At 71.5% G+C, this 22241-nt stretch carries 16 protein-coding genes and 1 pseudogene; 5 read left to right on the top strand and 12 right to left on the bottom strand.

Features of this window, described 5'->3' with window-relative positions; genetic code table 11:
- Nucleotides 1-5: 5 nt before the first annotated feature.
- Both DN069_RS05270 and DN069_RS05265 read right to left on the bottom strand, forming a co-directional pair.
- Nucleotides 6-803 carry an MlaE family ABC transporter permease gene (locus DN069_RS05270; RefSeq protein ID WP_111499644.1) on the bottom strand — a complete coding sequence of 266 codons (798 nt, stop codon included), beginning with the start codon at nt 801-803 and terminating at the stop codon, nt 6-8.
- Nucleotides 803-1810, bottom strand: coding sequence for an ABC transporter ATP-binding protein (locus DN069_RS05265; protein WP_111499643.1), 1008 nt, complete (start codon nt 1808-1810; stop codon nt 803-805). The genes DN069_RS05270 and DN069_RS05265 overlap by 1 nt, the downstream gene beginning before the upstream one ends.
- A 517-nt stretch (nt 1811-2327) precedes the next feature.
- Here DN069_RS05265 and DN069_RS05260 point away from each other — a divergent pair.
- Nucleotides 2328-3503, top strand: a complete 1176-nt coding sequence (locus DN069_RS05260) for a hypothetical protein (RefSeq protein WP_111499642.1) — start codon at nt 2328-2330, stop codon at nt 3501-3503.
- 201 nt (nt 3504-3704) lie between these two features.
- Nucleotides 3705-4196, top strand: a complete 492-nt coding sequence (locus DN069_RS05255; RefSeq protein WP_207892054.1) for a nucleotidyltransferase domain-containing protein — start codon at nt 3705-3707, stop codon at nt 4194-4196.
- A gap of 316 nt (nt 4197-4512) precedes the next feature.
- Here the strand turns inward: DN069_RS05255 and DN069_RS05245 are convergent, their stop codons facing one another.
- Nucleotides 4513-5487: a GlxA family transcriptional regulator gene (locus tag DN069_RS05245; RefSeq protein WP_111499640.1), complete on the bottom strand. Its 975-nt coding sequence runs from the start codon at nt 5485-5487 to the stop codon at nt 4513-4515.
- 71 nt (nt 5488-5558) lie between these two features.
- Here DN069_RS05245 and DN069_RS05240 point away from each other — a divergent pair, with 71 nt between their 5' ends.
- Nucleotides 5559-6944: an MFS transporter gene (locus DN069_RS05240; protein WP_243638920.1), complete on the top strand. Its 1386-nt coding sequence runs from the start codon at nt 5559-5561 to the stop codon at nt 6942-6944.
- Nucleotides 6945-7000: 56 nt separating this feature from the next.
- Here the strand turns inward: DN069_RS05240 and DN069_RS05235 are convergent, their stop codons facing one another.
- The 5 genes and pseudogenes from DN069_RS05235 to DN069_RS05215 all read right to left on the bottom strand — a co-directional run bounded on the left by DN069_RS05235 (nt 7001) and on the right by DN069_RS05215 (nt 13681).
- Nucleotides 7001-8818 carry an RICIN domain-containing protein gene (locus DN069_RS05235; RefSeq protein WP_111499639.1) on the bottom strand — a complete coding sequence of 606 codons (1818 nt, stop codon included), beginning with the start codon at nt 8816-8818 and terminating at the stop codon, nt 7001-7003.
- 92 nt (nt 8819-8910) lie between these two features.
- Nucleotides 8911-10617: an amylo-alpha-1,6-glucosidase gene (locus DN069_RS05230; protein WP_111499638.1), complete on the bottom strand. Its 1707-nt coding sequence runs from the start codon at nt 10615-10617 to the stop codon at nt 8911-8913.
- A 29-nt stretch (nt 10618-10646) separates the two neighbouring features.
- On the bottom strand, nt 10647-11468 hold the full coding sequence (locus tag DN069_RS05225) for a carbohydrate ABC transporter permease (protein WP_111499637.1): 822 nt from the start codon (nt 11466-11468) through the stop codon (nt 10647-10649).
- A complete protein-coding gene (locus tag DN069_RS05220) occupies nt 11465-12430 on the bottom strand; it encodes a carbohydrate ABC transporter permease (protein ID WP_111499636.1) in 966 nt (321 codons plus the stop codon). Before DN069_RS05220 ends, DN069_RS05225 begins: the two co-directional genes overlap by 4 nt.
- 10 nt (nt 12431-12440) lie before the next feature.
- Nucleotides 12441-13681 (bottom strand): annotated as a pseudogene (locus DN069_RS05215) (sugar ABC transporter substrate-binding protein).
- Between the two features lie 205 nt (nt 13682-13886).
- On the opposite strand from DN069_RS05215, the gene DN069_RS05210 reads away from it, so the two are divergent.
- Nucleotides 13887-14897 (top strand): LacI family DNA-binding transcriptional regulator, encoded by a 1011-nt coding sequence (locus DN069_RS05210; RefSeq protein ID WP_111499635.1) that lies wholly within the window; start codon nt 13887-13889, stop codon nt 14895-14897.
- A gap of 110 nt (nt 14898-15007) precedes the next feature.
- On the top strand, nt 15008-16768 hold the full coding sequence (locus DN069_RS05205; RefSeq protein WP_111499634.1) for a cellulase family glycosylhydrolase: 1761 nt from the start codon (nt 15008-15010) through the stop codon (nt 16766-16768).
- A 53-nt stretch (nt 16769-16821) separates the two neighbouring features.
- Here the strand turns inward: DN069_RS05205 and DN069_RS05200 are convergent, their stop codons facing one another.
- The 4 genes from DN069_RS05200 to larB all read right to left on the bottom strand — a co-directional run bounded on the left by DN069_RS05200 (nt 16822) and on the right by larB (nt 22222).
- Entirely contained in the window at nt 16822-19263 is a 2442-nt protein-coding gene (locus DN069_RS05200) for a glycoside hydrolase family 95 protein (protein WP_243638919.1), read from the bottom strand.
- A 219-nt stretch (nt 19264-19482) separates the two neighbouring features.
- Complete coding sequence (larE, locus tag DN069_RS05195) at nt 19483-20328, bottom strand: ATP-dependent sacrificial sulfur transferase LarE (protein ID WP_111499633.1); 846 nt, start codon at nt 20326-20328, stop codon at nt 19483-19485.
- Nucleotides 20325-21545 carry a nickel pincer cofactor biosynthesis protein LarC gene (gene larC / locus DN069_RS05190; protein ID WP_111499632.1) on the bottom strand — a complete coding sequence of 407 codons (1221 nt, stop codon included), beginning with the start codon at nt 21543-21545 and terminating at the stop codon, nt 20325-20327. Before larC ends, larE begins: the two co-directional genes overlap by 4 nt.
- Nucleotides 21542-22222, bottom strand: coding sequence for a nickel pincer cofactor biosynthesis protein LarB (larB, locus tag DN069_RS05185; RefSeq protein WP_111499631.1), 681 nt, complete (start codon nt 22220-22222; stop codon nt 21542-21544). The genes larC and larB overlap by 4 nt, the downstream gene beginning before the upstream one ends.
- Between the last annotated feature and the right edge of the window lie 19 nt (nt 22223-22241).

The raw sequence follows: 22241 nt of genomic DNA, 5'->3' as shown, positions 1-22241 counted from the left end.
GTCCGTCACCCGCCCTTCTGCGGAACGATCTGGAAGTAGACCGCCGTCATCACGAAGTTGGTGACGAACAGCAGCATGAAGGTGATCACCACGGACTGGTTGACCGCGTCGCCGACGCCCTTCGGTCCGCCGCGCGCGTTCAGCCCTTTGTAGGCGGCCACGATCGCCGCGATCGCCCCGAAGACCAGCGCCTTCAGTTCGGCCGCGTACAGGTCCGGCAGCTGCGCGAGTGCGGTGAAGGAAGCCAGGTAGGCACCCGGAGTGCCGTGCTGCAGCACGACGTTGAAGAAGTAGCCGCCGGCCACGCCGACCACCGACACCAGACCGTTGAGCAGGACCGACACCGCCATGGTGGCGAGCACCCTGGGCACCACCAGGCGGTGCACCGGGTCGATGCCGAGCACCTCCATGGCGTCGATCTCCTCGCGGATCTTGCGCGCGCCGAGATCGGCGCAGATCGCCGAGCCGCCGGCCCCGGCGATCAGCAGCGCCGTCACGATCGGCGAGGCCTCGCGCAGCACGGCCAGCACGGACGCCGCGCCGGTGAACGACTGCGCGCCGAGCTGCCGGGTCAGCGAGCCGATCTGGAGCGAGATCACCGCCCCGAACGGAATGGAGACGAGCGCCGTGGGGAGGATCGTGACGCTGGCGACGAACCAGGCCTGCTGGATGAACTCGCGCGCCTGGAACGGCCGCCGGGGGACGGTCCGGAGCACGTCCAGGGCCAGCGCGAACAGGTTGCCGCAGTGCCGCAGGCCGTTCGTGGCCTTCGCGGTCAGCGCGGCGGTCGCGGACGGGCTCATCAGTCGACCTCCTCCGCTGCGTCGCGCGCGCTGCGGCGGCTGCGCGCGTGGTCGGCGACGCGCGCCCGGAGCGCGGCCATCTCCTCGCGTTCGGCGATCGCCTGCCAGCGCGGCGAACGCGTGATGCCGGGGCTCGGCAGCAGTCGCGGGACCACGCCCTCCCCCGAGGCACCCTTGCCACCCCGCGGGCCGGTGTGCCGGCCGGCGTCCAACTCGGCGAGCTCCTGCTCGACCTGGGCGGCGTCCTTCTCCTCCGCCATCCCGATCGGTCCTTGCATCCGGCCGTTGAGGAACTGCCCGACCACGGGCTCGTCACTGGTGAGCAGTTGCTCCCGCGGGCCGAACATGACCAGCTCACGGCGGAACAGCAGGCCGATGTTGTCGGGCACCTGCCGGGCGGACGCGATGTCATGGGTGACGATCAGGAACGTCGCGTCGATCTGCGCGTTGAGGTCGACGATCAACTGGTTCAGGTACGCCACACGCACCGGGTCGAGCCCGGAGTCGGGTTCGTCGAAGAGGATGATCTCCGGGTCGAGCACCAGCGCCCGCGCCAGCCCGGCGCGCTTGCGCATCCCGCCGGAGATCTCACCAGGCAGCTTGCCCTCCGCACCGATCAGTCCGACCATGTCCATCTTCTCCAGGACGATGCGCCTGATCTCGCTCTCCGGCTTGCGGGTGTGCTCACGCAGCGGAAAGGCGATGTTGTCGTACAGACTCATCGACCCGAACAGCGCACCGTCCTGGAACAGCACACCGAAGAGCTTGCGGATCTCGTAGAGCGCGTGCTCCCGCAGCCTGCTGACGTCCTGGCCCTGGATCAGCACCGAGCCGCGGTCCGGCCGCAGCAGACCGACCAGCGTCTTCAGGAAGACGGACTTGCCGGTGCCGGACGGCCCGAGCATCACCGATATCTCGCCGGCAGGCAGCGTCAGGGACACGTCCTGCCAGATGACCTGGTGCCCGAAGGACTTGGTCAAGCCCTCCACGCGGATCTCGACACCCAAAGGGGAGGCCCTCCTGGTCTGGGGCATGCACGGGAAGCAATTCGGCTCCGCTCACGGGCCGTGCCGGTGAAGAGATCACTGGCGGGCGCTGAGCACGAGGCCAGAACCTAAGGTGAGGGCGAGGTTCCGCTCCAGAGGGCGGTGGCGATTCTTCACAGAACCCAAACCGTCGTGACCTGCCGGTAACTTGTGCGACTTCGATGAGGCGCCTGTGGAGAGGCCGGGCCTCGGCGACCTCGCCCCGGGCCCTCCGGTCCTCGGCGAAGTTACTCACCGGTTGCAGGTCTGTTGACGGACCCGTGAAACTTTGTGCGGGGCATTGACCGTATTTCAACAAGTCTGCTTCGCTTCAGCCCGGCCGGCGTGCATCGCTCGCACGCTCCAGCCGACCCCTCAAGCACGTCTCCGGGACCGCCAGTTGGCGGTTCACTACGTGGCGTACCCACAGCACGGACCGCTCTGGAGACATGCGCCACCACCCGGAGACGGCCTCGCATGCAGAGAGGACCACTCGTCCATGGGCCACCCCCACCAGCGCCGCACCAGCCCCACACTCCTGACCGGACTCGCCTCGCTGACCCTGATCACCGCTACCGCGCTCGTCGTCGCGCAGTCCCCCGCGACGGCCGCGAGCGCCACCCCTCAGGCCAACCCGTACAGCCCGGAGTACCACCACGACTACCGGCACGGCGTGGTCGCCACCCTCGAAGGCAACCTCAAGATGAAGCGGTGGGCGAAGACCCACGCCGCCGCGGCCGCGACGGGCTCGGAGACGCTGTCCTACGGCGGCGGCATCGACGGCATCGGCGTCCAGAGCGGACACTCCAAGGTCTACCTGGTCTTCTACGGCACCCAGTGGGGAACCAAGACCACCGACTCGCACGGCAACGCCGCCTTCACCGGCGACCCCGACCACGCGGCCTCGGCGGCCCAGCAGATGTTCAAGGGCATCGGCACCAACGGCGAGAAGTGGTCGGCCGACCTGACCCAGTGGTGCGACGGCCACAACGTCTCAGCCGGCGCCACCAGTTGCCCGAGCAACGCCAACTTCATCCCCTACCAGGCAGGCGGCGTCCTGGCCGGCGTCTGGTACGACAACTCCGCGGCCTCCCCCAGCGCCGCCAGCGGGCACCAGCTGGGCGTGGAGGCCGTCAAGGCGGCCGGCCACTTCGGCAACACCACGGCCGCGTCCAACCGGGACGCCTACTACATCGTCCTCTCCCCGCACGGGACCGACCCGGACAACTACGAGAACCTGCTGACCGGCTTCTGCGCCTGGCACGACTACAACGGCGACTCCAGCCTCAGCGGCGGCGCGGTCACCTCGCCCTACGGCGACGTCGCGTTCTCCAACCAGCCCTACAACATGGACTTCTCCTTCCTGGGCCAGAGCGAGTGCGGCGTCGACTTCGTCAACTCCGGCTCGGCGGGGAAGCTCGACGGTTACACGATGACCCTCGGCCACGAGTGGCACGAGATGATGTCCGACCAGAACCCGGCCGGCGGCTGGACCAACCACACCGGCAGCACGTACAACGGCGAAGAGAACTCCGACGAGTGCGCGTGGATCGCCCCCGGCCAGCCCGGCGGCGCCGCGAACATCTCCTTCGGCTCGTACGGCAGTTACGCCGAGCAGGCCAGCTGGTCCAACGACACCAACAACTGCGCCATCTCCCACGCGATCCTGCACTGACCCCCCATCGGCATCGTCCCGGCAGTCGTCTGCCGGGACGATGCCGTGTCAGCAAGGACCGGGCGGGTTCGGCACCGGCCGGCCAACGCCACCCCCACACTCAGTCCTGCCTCGTCCGAATCGGGCGGGGACCGGTTCGACCAGCGAACGTGGCAAATCAGGTCGCCCACCGGGGGCGATCAGCGTTAACGTCCGCAAGTGATGACAGCAGACGACGTACTGGCCATCCTCGCCCTTCTGCGGCGCGCGGAGGTGGACATCTGGATCGGTGGCGGCTGGGGCATCGACGCCCTCGTCGGTGAGCAGACCCGCCAGCACCGCGACCTGGACCTGATGCACCGGATCGATCAGGAGCCAGAGGTGGTCGCGGCCCTCTCACGGGCCGGCTTCGCCGAGACCCTGGATTGGCGACCGGTACGGTTCGTGGTCACCGACCCCGGCGGTCGGGAGATCGATCTGCACCCGCTGCTCTTCGCCGCCGACGGGTCCGCGGTCCAGGCCTCGACCGACGCTGAGCACCCGTTCACCTATCCCGCCTCGTGCTTTGTCGCGGGAACGATCCAGGGGACCGCCGTCCCCTGCCTGTCGGCCGATCAGCAGGTCTACTTCCACCAGGGCTACGAACCGGTCGATCGCGACCGTCACGACATGGCGCAGCTCCGACAGGCCTTCGGCATCGCCACCCACTTCTGACCCGTGCTTCGGATCGGCGAGGCGGAAGGTGGAGCGGTGGTGCCGGGCCCGATCACCAGCCTGTTCCTCGTCTCCTACACGGTCGACGGCTGCCTCGGCAGTACCGGCCTGACGCTCGGCAGGTGACCGGCGGCCCGCTGGCGGCACCATCGCCCCTGCGGCCGGCAGACCGCGGGCGCGAGCTCCAACGCGTCGCTGGCATGGTGGTACATGCGCGGGTCCGGCTTGTTGCAGCCGAGCACCGCGGAGATCGCATACGCCTCGAAGAAGCGTGTCCGGCTCGTCACCGCGATCGCGAAAGGAGGCGGAGCACCCGTCACATAGCTGGGTCCGGGGCCTGGCGGGTGAATGCGCGCCGGTAGGCGGTGGGTGTGGTGTTGAGCGCTCGCCGGAAGTACAGGCGCAGGTTGGCGGCCGAGCCCAGGCCGCAGTCGCGCGCGACCAGGTCGATCGACTGGTCGGTGGTCTCCAGGAGTTCGCGGGCCAGGCCGAGCCGGGCGTTCACCAGCCACTGCAGTGGTGTCGTCCCCGTCTCCTCGGCGAACCGGCGCAGGAGGGAGCGTTCGGACATGCCGGCGTGGCGGGCGAGTTGGGGCACGGTGAGCGGTTGCGCGAGGCGTTCCAGAGCCCAGGCGCGGGTGTCGGCGAGGGACGTGTCGCCGGTCGTGGCAACGGGTGCGGGGACGTACTGGGCCTGGCCGCCCTCGCGGTGGGGCGCGGCGACGATGTTGCGGGCGATCTGATTGGCCACGACGGCGCCCAGGTCGCGGCGGACGATGTGCAGGCACAGGTCGATGCCGCAGCACACCCCGGCCGAAGTGAGAATGTCACCCTCGTCCACGTAGAGCACGTCGCGGTCCACGTGCACGGCGGGGTATCGGCGTTCGAGTTCGTCGGCGTACTGCCAGTGCGTGGTGGCGTGCAGCCCGTCGAGCAGTCCTGCGGCGGCCAGCGCGAAGGCGCCGGTGCAGATGGACACGACCCGCCTGCCCTCGTCGCGGGCCGTGGCCAGCGCGTCGAGCACCGCCGGCGGAACCGGCTGCGACTGCGGCTGCGGCTCGAATCCCAGGCCGAACCCCGGCACGATCACGGTCTCCGCCGAGCGCAGGGCGTCCAGTCCGCCGGTGGCAGCCAGCGTGAAACCGCCGCCCACAGAGACGGAACTGCTCGGTGCGCACACCGTCACCTGGTAGGCGGTCTCCGCTCGCGGGCCGAAGATCTGCAGCGGGATGGCCAGGTCGAGCGGGGCCATCCCGTCCAGCGCCAGCACTGCCACTCGGTGAACCGTCATGGCGGAATTCTACCGAAGACAGGCAATTCTGCCACTCGTGGGAGCCGGTCCGCACAGCCAGGCTTGAGGGCATGGCTGGAACAATCCCCCAACCCGCGCCCGAGTCGGCCGCCCATGCTCCGTCACCGGTGCACCTGGGCGCGCCCATGGACCTGCACGTGAATCCCGTCCCTGCCCTCGCAGAGACGCCGCGGCGACACGGCCGGGCTGCCGTTCCCGGGCGCGGGCCCGGCGTCGGCAGCCTGGTGCTGCTGGCCTTGATCGTCGTATCCCTCCTGGCCGCCTCCAGTGCTCCGACTCCGCTCTACGCGACCTACGCCCGCATGTGGCACTTCTCATCGATGACCACGACCGTGGTCTTCGGCGTCTACGCGATCGCGGTGCTGCTGTCCCTGCTGGTCTTCGGACGCGTGTCCGACCATCTCGGCCGGCGGCCGGTGCTGCTGGCCGCGCTCGTCCTGCAGATCGCCGCGATGACGGTACTCACCACCGCGGCAGGCCTGGACGCCCTGCTCCTCGGACGCGTCCTGCAAGGCCTGTCCACCGGCGGCGCCCTCGGCGCGCTGGGCGCGGCCATGCTGGACATCGACCGGCGCCGGGGCACTCTCGCCAACGCGGCCGTGCCAGGTATCGGCACCGGCACCGGCGCTCTGCTGTCCGGATGGCTGGTCCAGTGCGCGCCCGCCCCCACCCACCTGGTCTACCTGGTCCTCACCGCCGTGTTCGTCGCCCAGGGCGCGGCCCTGATCCGCATGCCGGAAACCGCGAGCCGCACCCCGGGTGTACGCGCCGCGCTGCGCCCCGAACTGGCCGTGCCGTCCGACCTGCGCGGCCCGGTCCTCGCGGCGGTGCCGATCCTGTTCGCCGTCTGGGCGCTCGCGGGCTTCTACGGCTCGCTTGGCCCGGCGCTGGTCCGCCACCTGTCCGGCTCCGCCTCGCCCGTGGTGGCCGGCCTCGGGCTGTTTCTGCTGGCGGTGACCGGGTCGCTGGCCGCCGTCGCACTCGACCGCACCGCACCGCGCACCGTGATGCTGCTGGGCATCGCGCTGCTGACGGCCGGGGCACTGGCGACCCTGGCCGCGGTCGACACGGGATCGACCCTCGGGTTCTTCGGCGGCACGACGGTTGCCGGTCTCGGTTTCGGCGCCGGGTACCAGGGCGGCATCCGCACCGTCGTCCCTCGCGCGGCACCGCACGACCGAGCCGGCCTGCTGTCCGTCCTGTTCGTCGTCTGCTACCTAGGCCTGGGAGCGCCCTCGGTCGGCGCCGGAGTGCTGATCGTCCACGGCGCTGGACTGGTCTCCACCGCCCGCGACTACACCCTGTTCATCCTCGTGCTCGCCGCCGCGGCCCTGACAGGACTGCTGTTGACGAACCGTACGGCGCGCCCCGCCAGAACCGGCCGGGCCCATTCGCACCGGTCTGATCCGCCCAACGGAACCCGCGAGACCGTGTGACCAGCACCGCCGCCACTCGGCACCCATTGGATGTGCGGAGCGCGTAGGACGGCTCGTCAGTTCTTGCCGAGGAGGCGCCAGATCTGGTTGGTCTTGGTGCTCAGGGTGCTGCCGGTGTCGCAGGTCCACTGGTGGATCAGCGCGTGCGGCGCGGTGGAGACGCCGGTGACGTCGACGCACTTGCCGCTGTGGGCGGCGACGAGCTGGTAGTCCTGGCTGTTGCCGAGCGCGGTGACCGCCCGGAGGGTGAACTGCTGGTTGGGCTGTCCACTGCAGGTCCACTGGATGACCGCCGCGCCGTCGGCGGTGGAGGCGCCAGAGACGTCCAGGCACAGGCCGCTGAGCTCGTTGACGACGGTGTAGGTGGCGGGCTTGCCGGCCACCGGCTTGAGGTCGAGCATCTGCTGGTAGCCGCCCTCGCAGTCGTACTGCTGGTACTGCGTACCGGCGCTGGTGGAGAGGTTGGCGTCGTCCAGGCACTGCCCGCTGTTCTCGCTGACGGCCACGGTGGAGACGGTGCCGTCGGACGGCGGCAGCAGGGTGACGGTGTAGCCGTCCTTGGCGTCGGTGTAGGGGATGGTCACCGAGGCGGCGTTGTCGCTGACCGTCAGGGTGGTGTCGGCGATCGTGACGGGGCCCTCGACCGCGGCGCCGTTGTTGTCGGGGACGCGCTGGACGACGGCGCGGACCTGGCCGTTCTGCACGACCGAAGTGGTGTTCAGGCCGGTGAGGTTGACGGTGACGTTGCCGGTGTTGCCGTCGGAGCCGAGCAGGATCTTGGCATTGCCGGCGGCGTTGTCCTTGGTGGCCAGGCCGTCGATGCCGTTGCCGGGGACGAGGTTGACGATGTTGCCGGTCTGGGAGCCGTAGTAGCGGTACGTGAACCACTCGCCGAGCGGCAGGTACTGCCCGGCGCTGTTCTTGGTCAGCAGGTTGGCCTCGTCGTCGTGGAGCCCGCTGCCGGAGCCCCAGTTGCCGCGCAGCCCGTCGGCTCCGGCGCGCTCCAGGCGGCCGATGAACCAGGCGCCGCCGCCGGGGTTCTGCTGCGACAGGGCCCCGTACTCGTTGATCTGGAACGGGCGGGTGGTGGTCAGACCGTGCGCGGCGAGCGTGGAGTCAGCGCTCGCGGCTCCGGGGACGGGATCGGCCGGCTCATCGTGCCAGCTGTAGATGTCGGGGGCGTCGTTGTTGGTCTTCACGTAGTCGAGGTAGGTGTTCCACCAGCCGTTGCCGGAGGTGGGCTGGCCGGCCATGCTGGGGCCGACGATGAGCTGGCCGGGGAAGTCCGCCCGGACCGCGCTGTAGAAGCGGGACCACATCTGCAGGTACTGGGTCTGCGTGCGCGCCCAGAAGCCGCTCCCGTCCGGCTCGTTCCACAGGTCCCACTCCACCGTCATGTGGTTGGCCTTGACGTCGGAGAAGAGTTGGTTCAGGAAGTTGTCGAAGGTGGTCCAGTCGCCGTTGTCGCCGGGGAAGGCCTGGTTGGTGGTGCCGTCGGCGCCCCACAGGTCGTGCGGGAGCAGGACGAAGGTGCCGCCGAGGGCGGCGGTGCGCTTGTACTGGGCGAGGGTGGCGGCCCAGCGGGTCTGGTAGTCGGCGAGGCTGGTGGCGTATCCGCCGTTGTTGAGCTGGGCGCCGCCGGCCCGCTCGAGGTGCCACTTGATGTCCTTGTAGAAGTGGTCCTGCGGCAGCGACCCGTCCGGGGTCATCCCGTAGAGGGTGCCGGAGGCGTGGTAGGTGGGGGCGCCTCCGGCGGTGGCGAAGTCGACCGTCACCGAGGTGTCGGCCGCGTGTGCGGGGGCTGCGGTGAGCGGTGCCGCGACGGCGGCGGCCAGGGCGCAGGCGAGTGCCGCGGCCTTTCGGGGCAGGTGCATGTCGGATCTCCTCCGGGTGGCAGGGATGGTGCGATGCGGGGTGGTGCGGCTCGGGGTTGTGATCGGCGGCTTAGCTCGGTGCGCTCGGTCCGTCAGTCGGCGGCGCGGCTGCGGCGGGCGGCCGCCTCCGCGAGCAGCAGGTAGGCGGCGGCGGTCCAGGTGTAGGCGCGGTCGCGCAGGCCTTCGCCGCTCAGCGCGTCGAAGTTCTCGGCGAAGCCCGACCGTTCGCACAGCGCGAGAAAGCGCGCGCTGATCTCGTCGGCCAGGGCGGTGTGTCCGGCGCGGCGCAGGCCGTCCTCGACGAGGACGGTGGCCGGGGCCCAGATGGGTCCGCGCCAGTAGCCGTCCTGCTGGTAGTGGGGCGAGTCGGGGTGTTCGGTGGCCAGCCCGAACGCGGTGAGATGAGCGCTGATCTGCTGGGAGAGCACCGCTCTCGCCTCGGGCGGAAGGTCGGCACCCAGCACGACCACCAGCAGGTGGAGCAGGCTCGCGGTGGCGCGCGGCTCACCGGTGTCCGCGCTCCGGGCGAGGAAGCGTTCGCCGTCCCAGAGCTCCGCGAACAGGGCCTGGTGCATGTCCGCCGCCGCTCGGCTCCACTCGACGGCCTCGTCGGGACGGCCCAGCTCGGCGGCCGTGGCCGCGAGTTCGCCCAGCTGGAGGGTCAGGAAGGCGGCCAGGTCGGGGCTGACGACGATCCGACCGGCGTCGAAAACGGTGGCGTTGTCCCAGCCGCTGTCGTTGCCGTGCTGGTAGTGCGCCAGCGCGCTGCCCGGTGCGCGCCGCAGCCGCAGCCAGAACCGGGTCCACGCGGCCAGGCTCCGGTAGATCAGCGAGAGTTCGCCCGACGACAGCGGTTCCGGAAGGCGCTCGCGCAGCAGGCGCAGTGTCCAGCCGTGGATGGGCGGCTTGACGAAGTTGTACAGGACCTCGGAGTGGGTGACGGAGTCCGGCAGGGCGCCGCTCTCGTCCTGGTGGTCGAAGGGCAGCAGGAACTGGTCCAGGGCGAGTTCGGGCGCACCCGCCGCGAGGGCGAGCGCGTTGAAGCAGTGGTCCCAGCTCCAGACCTTGTCCATCCAGTGCTTGGACATCAGCACGGCGGGCCGCCCGACCAGTCCGGCCGGACGGACGGTCGCGGACCACAGCACGTAGGCGGCCAGGTCCGCGGCCGGGGTCCCGGCGGTGCGCCAGGGCGCGATCGCGTCGACGAAGTCCGCGAACGCGGCGCCGGCGGAGGCGACGATCTTCTCGAAGGCGGCGGTCGAGGAGTACGGCTCCCGCGCGCTGTCCAGTTCCTCGATGGCGGCCTCCCACTCGCCGTCCAGCAGCACGCCCCGCTCCCCCTCCCCCAGCGCCTCGACCCCGGTGGCCTGAACCGCGCCGGTCAGCACCGTCAGCCGGTAGCGACGGCCGGTCTCGTAGGAGGTGAACGTGAACGCGCCGTCGACCGGGTCGCGGTAGAGGTACGTCCCGCTGAACGGCGTCAGCACGGGCGCCACGGCGGTGAGGCGCAGGCCGAGGCCGCGACCACGCAGCCGCAGCGTGTCCGGCGTCTCGTAGGCCAGGTCGATCCGGCCCGCCTCGGAGACCCAGCTCAACTGGCCCGGTGTGGCCTGCCAGTGGGCGCCGGCCGGCGGAGTGAGCCGCAGCACCGGGTGCATGCCGTTCTGGTGCGAGACCAGGTGCAGGTCCTCCGCGTAGGTGTGCTCCCCGATCACGGGTGAGATGTCGAACCAGGAGCCGTGGTGGCTGAACGGGATCTCGTGGAGGGAGAAGGCCGGGCCGCCGGAGGCGTCGGTCATCAGGGGTTACTCGCTTCTGTGATGGGGTGTCAGTCCTTGACGGCCCCGGCGGTCACGCCCGCGGCGACATAGCGCTGGGCGAGGACGAGGATGACGGCGGCGGGCAGCGAGGCGACCACGGCGGTGGCCATGATGGCGTTCCACTGCTGGTTGTTGTTGCCGATGTAGTGGTAGATGCCGAGGGTGATCGGCTCGTAGGCGCCGCCGCCGTCCAGGGTGCTGGCGAAGACGAAGTCGGACCACGCCCACAGGAACGCGAACAGCGAGACGGTGACCAGCGCGTTGCGGCTCATCGGAAGCACGATCGACCAGAAGGTCCGCAGCGGTCCGGCCCCGTCGGTGCGGGCCGCCTGGAGCAGCTCGCCGGGGATGCCGGACATGAACGCCGTGCAGATCAGCACCCCGAAGGGCACCGCGAGCGTCGAGTCGGCGACGATCAGTCCACCGATCGACTGGAGCATGCCGGCGCTGAGGTAGATGGCGTAGAAGCCCATCGCCATGATGATCCCGGGGATCATCTGGGCGACCAGCAGCACGAATCCGAGCACCCCGCCGCCGCGCGGGCGCAGCTTGGCCAGCGCGTGGCCGGCCGGAGCGGACAGGGCGACGGTCAGCGCGGCGGTGCCGACCGCGACGACCAGACTGGTGGCCAGGTACGGGAGCTGGTCGCGCAGGACGGCGCGGTAGCCCTCCAGCGTGCCGTGCAAAGGGAACCAGCTGGGCGGGGTCCGGCGCAGGTCCTGGTCGCGGGTGAAGGAGGCGTTGACCATCCAGTAGACCGGGAAGAGCATGAGCGCGGTGAGCACCAGACCGAGTGCGGTCTTCGCGCGGCGGGCGAGGTCGCGTCTCATGTCGCCTCCTGTTGCCGGCGCTGCAGGCGGATGTAGAGCAGGCCGAAGGCCAGGGCTATGACGACCAGCAGGTTGCCGACCGCCGCGCCCGGGCCGAACTGCGGGAGCGGGCTGCCGAAGCCCAACCGGTAGGACCAGGTCGCGAGTGTGGTCGAGGAGTCGCTCGGACCGCCCCTGGTCATGATCCAGATGATGTCGAAGACCTTGAGCGTGTAGATCAGGCCCAGCAGCAGGGTGATCGCCGAGACCGGACGCAGCAGCGGGAAGGTGATCCGCCAGAACCGCTGCCAGGCGCTCGCCCCGTCCACCGCTGCCGCCTCGTACAGGCCGGCCGGGATGGCCTGCAGGCCGCTGTAGAGCACGACCAGGTTGAACGGGATGCCGATCCAGATGTTCGCGATCACGACCGAGGCCAGCGACCACTGCGGCGAGGTGAGCCAGTCGACGGGCCCGACGCCGAACCAGTGCAGCACGGCGTTGACCACGCCCGAGTCGCTGTTGAGCATCCACGCCCAGGTGGACGCGGAGACGATCAGCGGCAGCAGCCACGGCACCAGGAACAGTGCCCGCAGCGTGGCGGAGAGCCGGAAGTTCTGGTTGAAGAAGACGGCCAGCGCCAGCCCGGCGGCGTACTGGACCAGCAGCGACAGCGCGGTGAACACCAGCGTGTGCACCAGGGCGGGGACGAACGTCGGGTCGGCGAAGACGGCACGGTAGTTGGCCAGGCCGCTGAACGGGGCGTCGCCCTGGACGAACGACCGCACCGTGTAGTCGCGCAGGCTCAGGTCCAGGTTGCGGTAGAGCGGGTAGGCGTAGAACAGCACCAGGTAGCTGACGACCGGGGCGAGGAACCCCCAGGCCGCCAACCGTTCGGGGGCTTTGGGGCGCCGGAGCGTGGACGGCGGGGACGCGGACCCCGCCGAGCCGGTCGCGCGGCGCCGCTGCGTCATGAGGACGGTCATGGCCGGTGCCTCACTGACCGGCGGCGCTCTGCGCGGCGGCGAGCGCGGCCTGTGGGGACTTCGAGCCGCTGAGGGTGTTCTGGACGGCTCCCCACAGCTGCTCGGAGATCTTGGGGTACTTGGTGCCGAGGTCGTCACTGGTGCGGCCCTTGGCGGCCTTGACGGCCTGGATCCACACCTGCAACTCGGGGTCGGTCGAAGCCTGCTGGCCCTGCACGGCGTCGGTGGCGCCGATGTAGGACAGCGTGGTGTCGGTGGCGACGGCGTTCGCGGCGCTGGTCAGGCAGGTGACGATCTTGTCCGAGACGGTGTACCGGCCGGTGTCCTTCTGCGCGGGCACGGTGACGAACTCACCGCCGGTCGGCGCCGGCGCGGTGCCGCCGGACTGGCCGGGGATCGGGATGATGCCGTAGTCGAAGCCCGCCTTCTTGGCGTTGGCGAGCTGCCACGTCCCGTTCTCGGCGAAGGCGAAGTCGCCGGTGGCGAACTCCTGCCAGCTGGTGGTCTGGGTGTTCTGCAGCACCGAGTTGGGTGCGTAGCCGTCCTTGAGCCAACCGTTCCAGAGCGAGAGCGCCGCTGTGGCCTGGGCGGAGTCCAGCTTCGTCAGCTGCGCGCCGGAGCCCCAGAACCAGGGCAGGAACTGGAAGCTGCCCTCCTCGGTGCCGATCGCGGAGAAGGTGATGCCCTTCTTGCCCGCGGCCTTCACCTTCGCCAGCGCGGCCGTGAGCGAGGCCCAGTCCTTGACCTGGGTGATGTCCACCCCGGCGGCCTTGAGGACCGCCTTGTTGTAGTACAGGCGAGCGTGTTGGCGCCGATCGGGATGCCGTACGTCTTGCCGCCCCCCTGGCCCGCGGCGAGCAGGTTGGGCTGGACGGCGGAGGTGTCGACCTTGTTGTCGGCGGTGGTGGTCAGCACCCCGGCGTCGGCCAGGGTGGACACGACGGGGTTGTCGACGATCAGCACGTCCGGTGAGGCGCCCTGCTGAGCGGCCAGCAGCGTCTTGTTCGTCAGGTCCGAGGTGTCGTAGGCGGTCCGCTTGACCGTCACTCCGGCCTGGGTGCCGCAGGTGTCCAGCAGCTTGGCCCAGGCGGAGCCGGCGTCGAACTGTGGGTACGGGTCCCAGACCGCGTAGGTGCCGGTGGAACCGGAGCTGGACGCGGTGGAGGCCGCGGGGGTGGAGCAGGCCGCGGCCGACGCGGCCACGACGACGGCGAGCGAGACGGCGGCCAGGCGGCGCGCGGATCTGGTCATGCGGAGTCGGTCCCTTCGACTGTCGAACCGGTTCGGCGAACCGGTTCGACTGGACCGTAAGGACGCCGAGGCCCACCGTCAAGAGGTTGGGCAGAACTGCTTCTTTACCGCCGTTGTCGGCCGGGCTATGCTCGACGAACCGGTTCGACCACGGTTCGACGACGGTTCGACCAGGGATCGACGACGCCAGAGCGGCAGGAGCACGATGAACATCGGGGAGATCGCACGCCGCGCCGGCGTGTCCCGCAGCACTGTCTCGTACGCGCTGACCGGCAAGCGTCCGGTCTCCGAGGCGACCCGGCGGCGGATCCAGGACGTCATCGACGAACTGGACTACAAGCCCAACGCCGCCGCCCGCGCCCTGGCCGAGGGCCGCACGCGCACCATCGGCCTGGTGATCCCCCCTGCCGCCGCCCGGCTGACGCACATGCAGCTCGACTTCGTCGCCGCCGTGGTCGAGGCCGCGGCCAAGGTCGACCTCGACGTGCTGCTGTCACCCTCCGGGGGGGACCACGACCGCTCCTTCGAGCGGATGATCTCCGGGCGCCGCGTCGACGGAGCCATCGTCATGGAGATCCGGGTCCAGGACGCCCGCGTCGAGCGACTTCTCGACGAGGAGTTGCCGTTCGTCGGCATCGGCCACACCGCCCGGGCCGACCGCATGTGCTGGATCGACGTCGACTACGCCACGCTCATCGGCCGCTGCGTGCACCACCTGGCGGACCTCGGGCACAGCGCCGTCGCGCTGGTCAACCGCTCGCCCGAGCTGGTCGCCTCCGGCTACGGGCCCGGGCTGCGCGCCGCGGAGGGGTTCGGCGCCGCTGTGGCCGAGCGCGGCATCGCCGGCTACGCGTACCTGTGCGGGGACGACGCCGCCTCCGGCCGTTCCGTCGTCGAGCGGATCCGTGCCGAGCACCCGGAGGTCACCGGCATCGCCACCCTCAACGAGGCCGCGCTGCCCGGCGTTCAGCACGGGCTGGAGGACGCCGGCCTGCGGGTGCCCCGGGACGTGTCCATCGTCGGTGTCGCCGCCGCCCAGTGGGCCCAGGACTTCCGCCCACCGCTGACGGCCGCCGACGTGCCGGCCCAACAGATGGGAGCGCAGGCCGTCGAACTGCTCGTCGAGCGGATCGCCGCACCCGACACCATCCCGCGCCACATCCTGCTGACCCCGCCCATCTCGCTGCGCTCCAGCTCCGCCCCCGCGCCGCGCTGACATCCGAGGAACCGCCCTTTCGCGATCTCTGCCTTCCCACGAGCAACCTTCCGCTCCCCCTGCGGCAACAAGGGAGCGGATCACGTTCGTTCGTCACGAAGGACTGAGAGATGAAGGCAATCCGCCAGGCCGCACGGCACCGTCGCAATAAGCTCGGGCTGATGGTGGGGACCCCGGTGGCGCTGATCGCCGCCGGTGGGCTCGTCTACGGCACAGCGTCCGGCGCGACCAGCGGGGGCGCGCCCGTCCCGGCGACCGCGGCGGTGAACCACGCGACGTCCGGCGTCGTGGCGGCAGTGGCCGCGATGCAGCCCGGCTGGAACCTGGGCAACAGCCTGGACGCCATCCCGGCCGAGACCTCGTGGGGCAACCCGGTGGTCGCCAAGGCGCAGCTGGACGCGATCCGCGCGCAGGGCTTCCGCAGCATCCGCATCCCCGTCACCTGGAGCGCCCACCAGGGCTCCGGCCCCGGCTGGGCGATCGACCCGGCCTACTTCGCCCGGATCAGGCAGGTGGTGAACTGGGCGCTGGCGGACGGTTTCTACGTGGTCCTCAACGTGCACCACGACTCCTGGCAGTGGATCTCCGCCATGCCCGCCGACCACGACGGCGTCCTGGCCCGCTACGACGCCACCTGGACGCAGATCGCCGCGCAGTTCCGCGACGAGTCCGACCACCTGGTTTTCGAGAGCGTCAACGAGCCCACCTTCACCGGTGCGTCGGACGCCCAGAAGACCGCCCTCCTCAACGAGCTGAACACCTCGTTCCACCGGATCGTGCGCGCGTCGGGCGGCGCGAACGCGACGCGCTTCCTGGTCCTGCCCACCGTCGTCGACACGCCGGACCAGTCGCTGATGAACGACCTGGCGACCACCATCGCCTCGCTGCACGACGACCGGATCATCGCGAGCCTGCACTACTACGGCTACTGGCCGTTCAGCTCGGACAACGCCGGCGTGGTCCGGTTCGACGCGACCGGCCTGCGGGATATGACCACCGTCTTCGCGCGTATCCACAACACGTTCGTCGCCAAGGGCATCCCCGCCATCCTCGGCGAGTACGGGCTGCTCAGCTACCCCGACATCAACCACCCGGACATCGTCGAACGGGGCGAGGCGCTGAAGTACTTCGAGGAGATCGGCCACCTGGAGCGGGTCAACGGCATCACCGGCTTCCTGTGGGACAACGGCGCCTACCTGAACCGCACCACCCTGCGGTGGCGGGACCCGGGCCTGTTCGCGGAGATCAAGGACGGCTGGACCACCCGTTCCGGCACCGCCTCCAGCGATCAGGTCTTCGTCCCGGCGTCGGGTCACGTCACCGCCCGCACCCTGATCCTCAACCCGAACGGCACCGCCTTCCGAGGCCTGTTCCAGGGCCACACCGCACTGGTCAAGGGCCGGGACTACACACTCTCCGGCAACCGCCTCACCCTCACCCCGGCCCTGCTCGCCCGGCTGACGGCGCACCACGGCTACGGCGTCGCCGCCACGCTGACGGCCCGGTTCTCGGCGGGGGCGCCGTGGCAGATCAACGTCATCTCCTCCGCGACCCCGGTCCTGTCCGGCGCCTCGGGCAGCACCAGCGGCCTCACCGTCCCGGCGCAGTTCCACGGTGACGTGCTGGCGACCATCGAGGCCCACTACGCCGACGGCAGCAACGCCGGCGCGAACAGCTGGACGCCGTTCCAGGGCTTCGACACCGACTTCGTCCCCGACTACGCGCACAACACCCTCGCCCTCACCCCCGACTTCTTCAAGGGGATCAAGGAGGGCGCGCAGGTCACTCTCACCGTCCGCTTCTGGAGCGGCGCGGCCGTCACGTACCACGTGACGGCGTGGGGCAACTCCGTCACCGGCAACGCCTCCTGAAACACCGCCGGCCCTGTGCGTCCCCACGCACAGGGCCGGCGGGCACGACCCGATCAGCGTCCGGCACCCGCGCCCGTGAACGTGAGCCGGTACGCACGGTCCGCCGCGAGGTGCAGCCGGAGCAGACCCGCCCCCGGGACGGGGGTGAGCGTGACCTCGGCGCCGCCCTCATCGGTGACGCTCGGGCGGCCCGCACGCTCGGGCAGGCTCAGTTCGACGCTCGTGTCCCGTACGGCGCGCAGTTCCGCTCGATGCAAGGCACCGTGACGCCAACTCAGGTCGAGGACCACGCCGCCTCGTGCGCGCAGCCCGCGTGCCTCGCCGTCCGGCCAGGACGGCGGGAGGGCGGGCAGCAGCCGCAGGATGCCGTTGTGGCTCTGCGCCAGCATCTCGGCGATTGCCGCGGTGATGCCGAAGTTGCCGTCGATCTGGAACAGCTGCGGCGGATGCAGGTCGAAGAGGTTGGGCGCGATGGAGGTCTCCAGCAGGCGTGCGACCGCGTGTCCGGCTAGCGGACCGTCGCCCAGCCGGGCGGCGAGTGCGGCCACCCAGGCCAGACTCCACCCCGTGCCGCCTCCGCCGTGCTGGAGGCGGCGGCCCAGCGCGTGGCGCGCGGGGGCCAGCAGGGTGTCGTCGCCGAGCGGGTCGACGGCGCTGCCCGGGTAGACGCCGTAGAGGTGGGAGAGGTGCCGATGGCCGGGGTCCTCCTCGGGGAGGTCCTCCCACCACTCCAGCAACCGCCCGTCCGCCCCGACGGCCGGTCGCCGGAGCCGCGCGCGGACGCCGGCCAGTTCTTCGGCGAACTCCTGGTCGATGCCGAGTTCGCGCGCGGCGGCGACGGTGTTGTCGAGCAGTTCGGCGGCGAGCCAGTAGTCCATGGTGCAGCCGGCGGAGACGGCGGCCAGGGTGTCGCCGTCGAGCCGGAAGTGGTGTTCGGGCGAGGTGGAGGGGCAGCTGACCAGGGTGCCGTCCGGGTCCTCGACCAGCAGGTGGGTGAGGAACCGGGCGGCCTCGCGCAGGACCGGGTAGGCGCGCTCGGCGAGGAAGGCACGGTCGCCGTGGAAGAGGTGGTGGTCCCACAGGTGGGCCGCCAGCCACGGCCCGGCCATCGGCCAGTTGGCCCAGACCGGGTCGCCCAGGACGGGGTTGGTGGCGCGCCAGACGTCGACGTTGTGGTGGCAGCACCAGCCGGGCGCGTCGTAGTAGGCCCGTGCGGTGTTCCGCCCGGACTCGGCGAGATCGGCGACGAGGTCGAAGAGCGGCTCGTGGCACTCGGCGAGGCCGGTGGTCTCGGCGGGCCAGTAGTTCATCTGGAGGTTGATGTTGGAGGTCCAGTCGCAGTTCCAGGGCGGAGCGACCTCGTTGTTCCAGATGCCCTGGAGGTTCGCGGGCTGGGTGCCGGGCCGCGAGGAGGCGATGAGCAGGTAGCGGCCGTAGGCGAAGAGCAGAGCCGCGAGGCCCGGATCGTCGGCGCCGCCGTTCGCGGCGACGATCCGCTCGTCCGTCGGCAGCTCGTCCGCCTCGGCCGGCCCGTGCAGGCGCAGCCCGGCCGCACCGAAGAGCCGCCGGTGGTCGGCCAGATGGGCGGCGCGCAGCGTGTCGAACTCCTGCGCCTGCGCCTCGTCCAGCCACCGGCGCGCCTCCGTGAGCGCCGCCTCGGGGCCCCCGGGTTTCTCCTGCCAGCCCCGGTACCCGGTGCCGACGGCCGTGAGGATGACCGCCTCGTCGGCGCCGGTGACCTCGATGCCGCCCGCGTCGGCGGTGATGCGGCCGTTCACGGCGTGGACCCGCAGCGCGGCGGCGAAGCCCGAGCCGGTGCCGGCTCGGTACGCGGTCGAGGCCTCCTGCCCGCGGGGAACGCGTGCCGGGGCGCGGCCCTGGATCGACAGGCCCGCGCCGTCGGGCCCGACGGTCACCTCCGCGCCGAGGTGGGGCGTGCTGAAGCCCGCGCGGAAGGACAGCGCGCCGGGCGTGTCCGCTGTCAGCCGCACCGCCAGCACGCCCGCCGGGGCGGAGACGAAGCTCTCGCGCCGGTAGCGCACCCCGCCCGCGGTGAACGAGACGGTGTGCACGGCCAGGTCGAGATCGAGAACCCGCCGGTAGTCCGTCACGTCGGTCATGTCCTCCGCGTCCGCCGCTCCGAGCGCGCCCACGGACGGGAAGGTCAGCAGCAGGGCCGCCAGCGGCTGGTACGCCTCGGTGTCGGGGCCCTGGTGGTGGGCGGCGGCGATCGCGTCGGCACGGGCGTAGTCGCGGTCGCGTAGCACCGCCTCCCGCAGCGCGGGCAGGTGGTCGGCGGCTCCGGCCCGGTCCCGGGGGCCGGGTCCGCCGGACCAGAGGGTGTCCGCGTTGAGTTCGATCCGCTCGGTGTGCACGCCGCCGTACACCAGCGCGCCCAGTCGGCCGTTGCCGAGCGGCAGCGCCTCCAGGAAAGCGTCGGCGGGGCCGCGGTACCAGAGCCGGTCGATGCAGGAGTGGTGGGAGTCCGTCAGCACGGTGTCATTCCGATCGTGAAGGTCGTCGGGACGGCCGCCAGGGTGTGCGGAGCCGGCAGCAGCGGACCGCACGCGGCGCTGCCGATGCAGTGGTGGTCGGCGTCCAGGCGGAGGTGGAGGTCCTACGCGCGCGGACGAAGGCGGCCCGCGCCGGGCGACGGGTCCTCGACGTACGCATGGGGTGAAACGGTGGACATCTGGCGGGTGACCCTTCCTGTTTCAGCGCTGCTCGTGGTTGAGCCGGCCCGAGGCGAATCCGTCAACCACGACGGGCGCCGCGCCGAAGCCCGCCCGCGCGACGGCGTCGACGAGGGAGGGCAGCCGGGCGGCCGCCTGCACGATCTCGATGTCGAGTTCGATGCGGACCGTGTCGCCGAGGTCGCGCACACGCAGTTGTCCGGATCTGAGCCCGGCGCTGTCGAGTGAGGCGCGCACGGCCGCCTCGGCGCGGTCGACGCGGGCCAGACGGTGGCCGGTGACGGGGATGCCGTAGCGGATCCGGCTGGCCAGGCACGGAGTGGCCGGTTTGTCCCAGGTGGGCAGGGACCACAGGCGGCTGACGGCGCGTACGTCCGTCTTGGTGAGCCCGCAGTCCCGCAGCGGGGTGCGGATGCCGCGCTCCTGTCCGGCGCGGATGCCCGGCCGGAAGGGGTCGGCCGCGTCGTCGGCGTTGGTGCCGGTCGCGACCTGCGCGAAGCCGTGCGCGTGGGCCAGCGCCGTGATCACGTCGAGCACCTCGGACTTGCAGAAGTAGCAGCGGTCCGGGCCGTTGGCGCGGTATCCGGGGCGGCTCAGTTCGTCGGTGCGGGGCGTCAGGTGCGCCACGCCCAGGGCGTCGGCGAGGGCGTGAGCGGCGGCGAGCTCGCCGGCGGCCAGGCTCTCGGAGACCGCCGTCACGGCGAGCACCCGGCCGGCTCCCAGCGCGCGGACGCCTGCGGCCAGCACGAGGGCGGAGTCGGTGCCGCCCGAGTAGGCGACGGCGAACGGCCCGATCTCGCGCACGGTCGACAGCAGCGCGGCGGCCTTCGCCTCGACCGCGTGCTCGCCCTCGGTCGGGCTGTTCATCGGGTTCCGCCTTCCGTCGTCGACGCGTTGGGGTGTTCCTGCTCGGCCAGGCTCCGGGCCCTGTCGGCGACGAGGCGCAACGGCAGGCCGAGTCGCCCGGCCACGGCCGCGGCGTCGTCGTGCTCCGCCTTGACGCCGAAGGGTCCGTACTTCACCCGGACCGGCAGCCCGTCGACCTCGACGCCGCTCGTCCGACGGGGTGCCGCGACGCGCGTCTGGGCGGTCTGCCGGACGCCGAGCGTGCCGGTCTCGGCCAGGATCAGCTCGCGGAGCCGACCGACGTCCTCCGGCCGGGCCAGGACGTGCAGCACCTGCGCGGGACGGCCCTTCTTCATCACGGCCGGCGTCGTCCAGGCGTCCAGCGCGCCTTCGGCGAGGGCGCGGGCGATCGTGTGGGCCAGGGTCTCGCCGGTGACGTCGTCGAGGTTGCTCTCCAGGGTCACGACGTCCTCCGTCGCGACGGCCGGACCGATCGGGCCGGGTGGGCCGGGCGGGCCGGGCGGAGACATCGGATGGCCGAGCGTGACGGACACGACGTTGGGGCGGTCGGCCAGTTCGCGCGTCCCCGCGCCGTATCCGGTGGCGGTCGGCGTCATCGGCGGCAGTGGGCCGTAGCGGGCTCCGGCCGCGCGCAGCAGGGCGGCGCCGGTCGGCGTGACGGTCTCCCCGCCGAGGTCGGTGCCGACCACGGCTGCGCCGCGCAGCAGCTCCAGGGTGGCGGGCGCCGGGCAGGGCAGCCGGCCGTGGGCCGCCGAGACGTGTCCGGTCCCGAGCGGCAGCGGCGCGCAGACCACGTCGGTCACGCCGAGGGCGTGGAGCGCGGCGGCGACGCCGACGATGTCCACCAGGGCGTCGTGGCCGCCGAGTTCGTGCAGGTGGACCTCGGCCGGATCGGTGCCGTGCAGGCGGCCTTCGGCGCGGGCGATCGCGGTGAGCGCCGCGATGCTCCACGCGGCCACCGGCTCCGGCCGCGCGCGAGCGGCCAACTCCAGCAGTTCGGCGGCGCGCCGCTCGGTGGCGGTGTCGGTCACCCGCACCCGCGCGCTCGTCGCGACGAGGCCGTGGGTGGTGACCCGCTCGGCGTCGAGTTCCCAGCCGGTGAGGCCGGTCGCGCCGATCGCGGCCCTGACCAGGTCCAGCGGCGCTCCCGCGTCCAGCAGGGCGCCCAGGAGCATGTCTCCGGCCAGGCCGGTGAAGGGGTTGATCCAGCAGATCATGTGCGCCGGCTCCTCGCCCAGGCGAGACGGTGGGCTGCCATGGCCGCGCCGAAGCCGGAGTCGATGTTGACGACGGTGATCCCGGCGGCGCAGGAGGCGTGCATGGCCAGCAGGGCGGTTACGCCGGCGAGCGACGCCCCGTAGCCGGTCGAGACCGGCACGGCGATCACCGGGCAGCCGACGAGGCCGCCGACGACGCTCGCGAGCGCGCCCTCCATTCCGGCGACGACGACCACCGCGTCGCTGTCGCGCAGCTGTTCCTGGACCCGGAGTACGCGCTGCAGGCCCGCGACTCCGACGTCGTTCACGGTCGTGACCGACAGGCCCACGGCCCGCGCCACGGCGGCGGCTTCCTGGGCGACCGGCCCGTCTGAGGTTCCGGCGGAGACAACGGTCAGCGCGAAGCCGTTCGGCGCGGCCGGACGCCAGACGAGCAGTCCGGCCGTGACGTCGTAGGACCCTCCGGGGACGTCGTCGAGGACGTCGGCCGCCGTCTCGGCGTCCACCCGGGAGACCAGCACCGGTCCGGCGTTGTGCTGCAGCAACTGTGCGGTGATGGCGCGGATCTGGGCGGGCGTCTTGCCGGGGCCGTAGACGACCTCGGGCAGTCCCTGGCGCTGCTCGCGGCCGACGTCCAGTTGGGCGAAGTCGAGATCGTGGACGCGGGTGGGGTGCATGTGGCTGTGCTCCTGGTGC

The organism is Streptacidiphilus pinicola, assembly GCF_003258295.1.
Lineage (GTDB): Bacteria > Actinomycetota > Actinomycetes > Streptomycetales > Streptomycetaceae > Streptacidiphilus > Streptacidiphilus pinicola.
The sequence above is the reverse complement of the archived record's forward strand: the minus strand, read 5'-3'. Positions and strand labels throughout refer to the sequence as shown.

Bases quoted from the DNA above. Each gene is read 5' to 3' on its own strand.
- DN069_RS05235 (WP_111499639.1), bottom strand. From the start codon at position 8,818: ATGCACCTGCCCCGAAAGGCCGCGGCACTCGCCTGCGCCCTGGCCGCC.
- DN069_RS05225 (WP_111499637.1), bottom strand. From the start codon at position 11,468: ATGAGACGCGACCTCGCCCGCCGCGCGAAGACCGCACTCGGTCTGGTG.
- DN069_RS05255 (WP_207892054.1), top strand. From the start codon at position 3,705: ATGACAGCAGACGACGTACTGGCCATCCTCGCCCTTCTGCGGCGCGCG.
- larE (WP_111499633.1), bottom strand. From the start codon at position 20,328: ATGAACAGCCCGACCGAGGGCGAGCACGCGGTCGAGGCGAAGGCCGCC.
- DN069_RS05205 (WP_111499634.1), top strand. From the start codon at position 15,008: ATGAAGGCAATCCGCCAGGCCGCACGGCACCGTCGCAATAAGCTCGGG.
- DN069_RS05240 (WP_243638920.1), top strand. From the start codon at position 5,559: ATGGCTGGAACAATCCCCCAACCCGCGCCCGAGTCGGCCGCCCATGCT.
- DN069_RS05260 (WP_111499642.1), top strand. From the start codon at position 2,328: ATGGGCCACCCCCACCAGCGCCGCACCAGCCCCACACTCCTGACCGGA.
- DN069_RS05230 (WP_111499638.1), bottom strand. From the start codon at position 10,617: ATGACCGACGCCTCCGGCGGCCCGGCCTTCTCCCTCCACGAGATCCCG.
- DN069_RS05270 (WP_111499644.1), bottom strand. From the start codon at position 803: ATGAGCCCGTCCGCGACCGCCGCGCTGACCGCGAAGGCCACGAACGGC.
- DN069_RS05210 (WP_111499635.1), top strand. From the start codon at position 13,887: ATGAACATCGGGGAGATCGCACGCCGCGCCGGCGTGTCCCGCAGCACT.
- DN069_RS05245 (WP_111499640.1), bottom strand. From the start codon at position 5,487: ATGACGGTTCACCGAGTGGCAGTGCTGGCGCTGGACGGGATGGCCCCG.
- larB (WP_111499631.1), bottom strand. From the start codon at position 22,222: ATGCACCCCACCCGCGTCCACGATCTCGACTTCGCCCAACTGGACGTC.
- larC (WP_111499632.1), bottom strand. From the start codon at position 21,545: ATGATCTGCTGGATCAACCCCTTCACCGGCCTGGCCGGAGACATGCTC.
- DN069_RS05220 (WP_111499636.1), bottom strand. From the start codon at position 12,430: ATGACCGTCCTCATGACGCAGCGGCGCCGCGCGACCGGCTCGGCGGGG.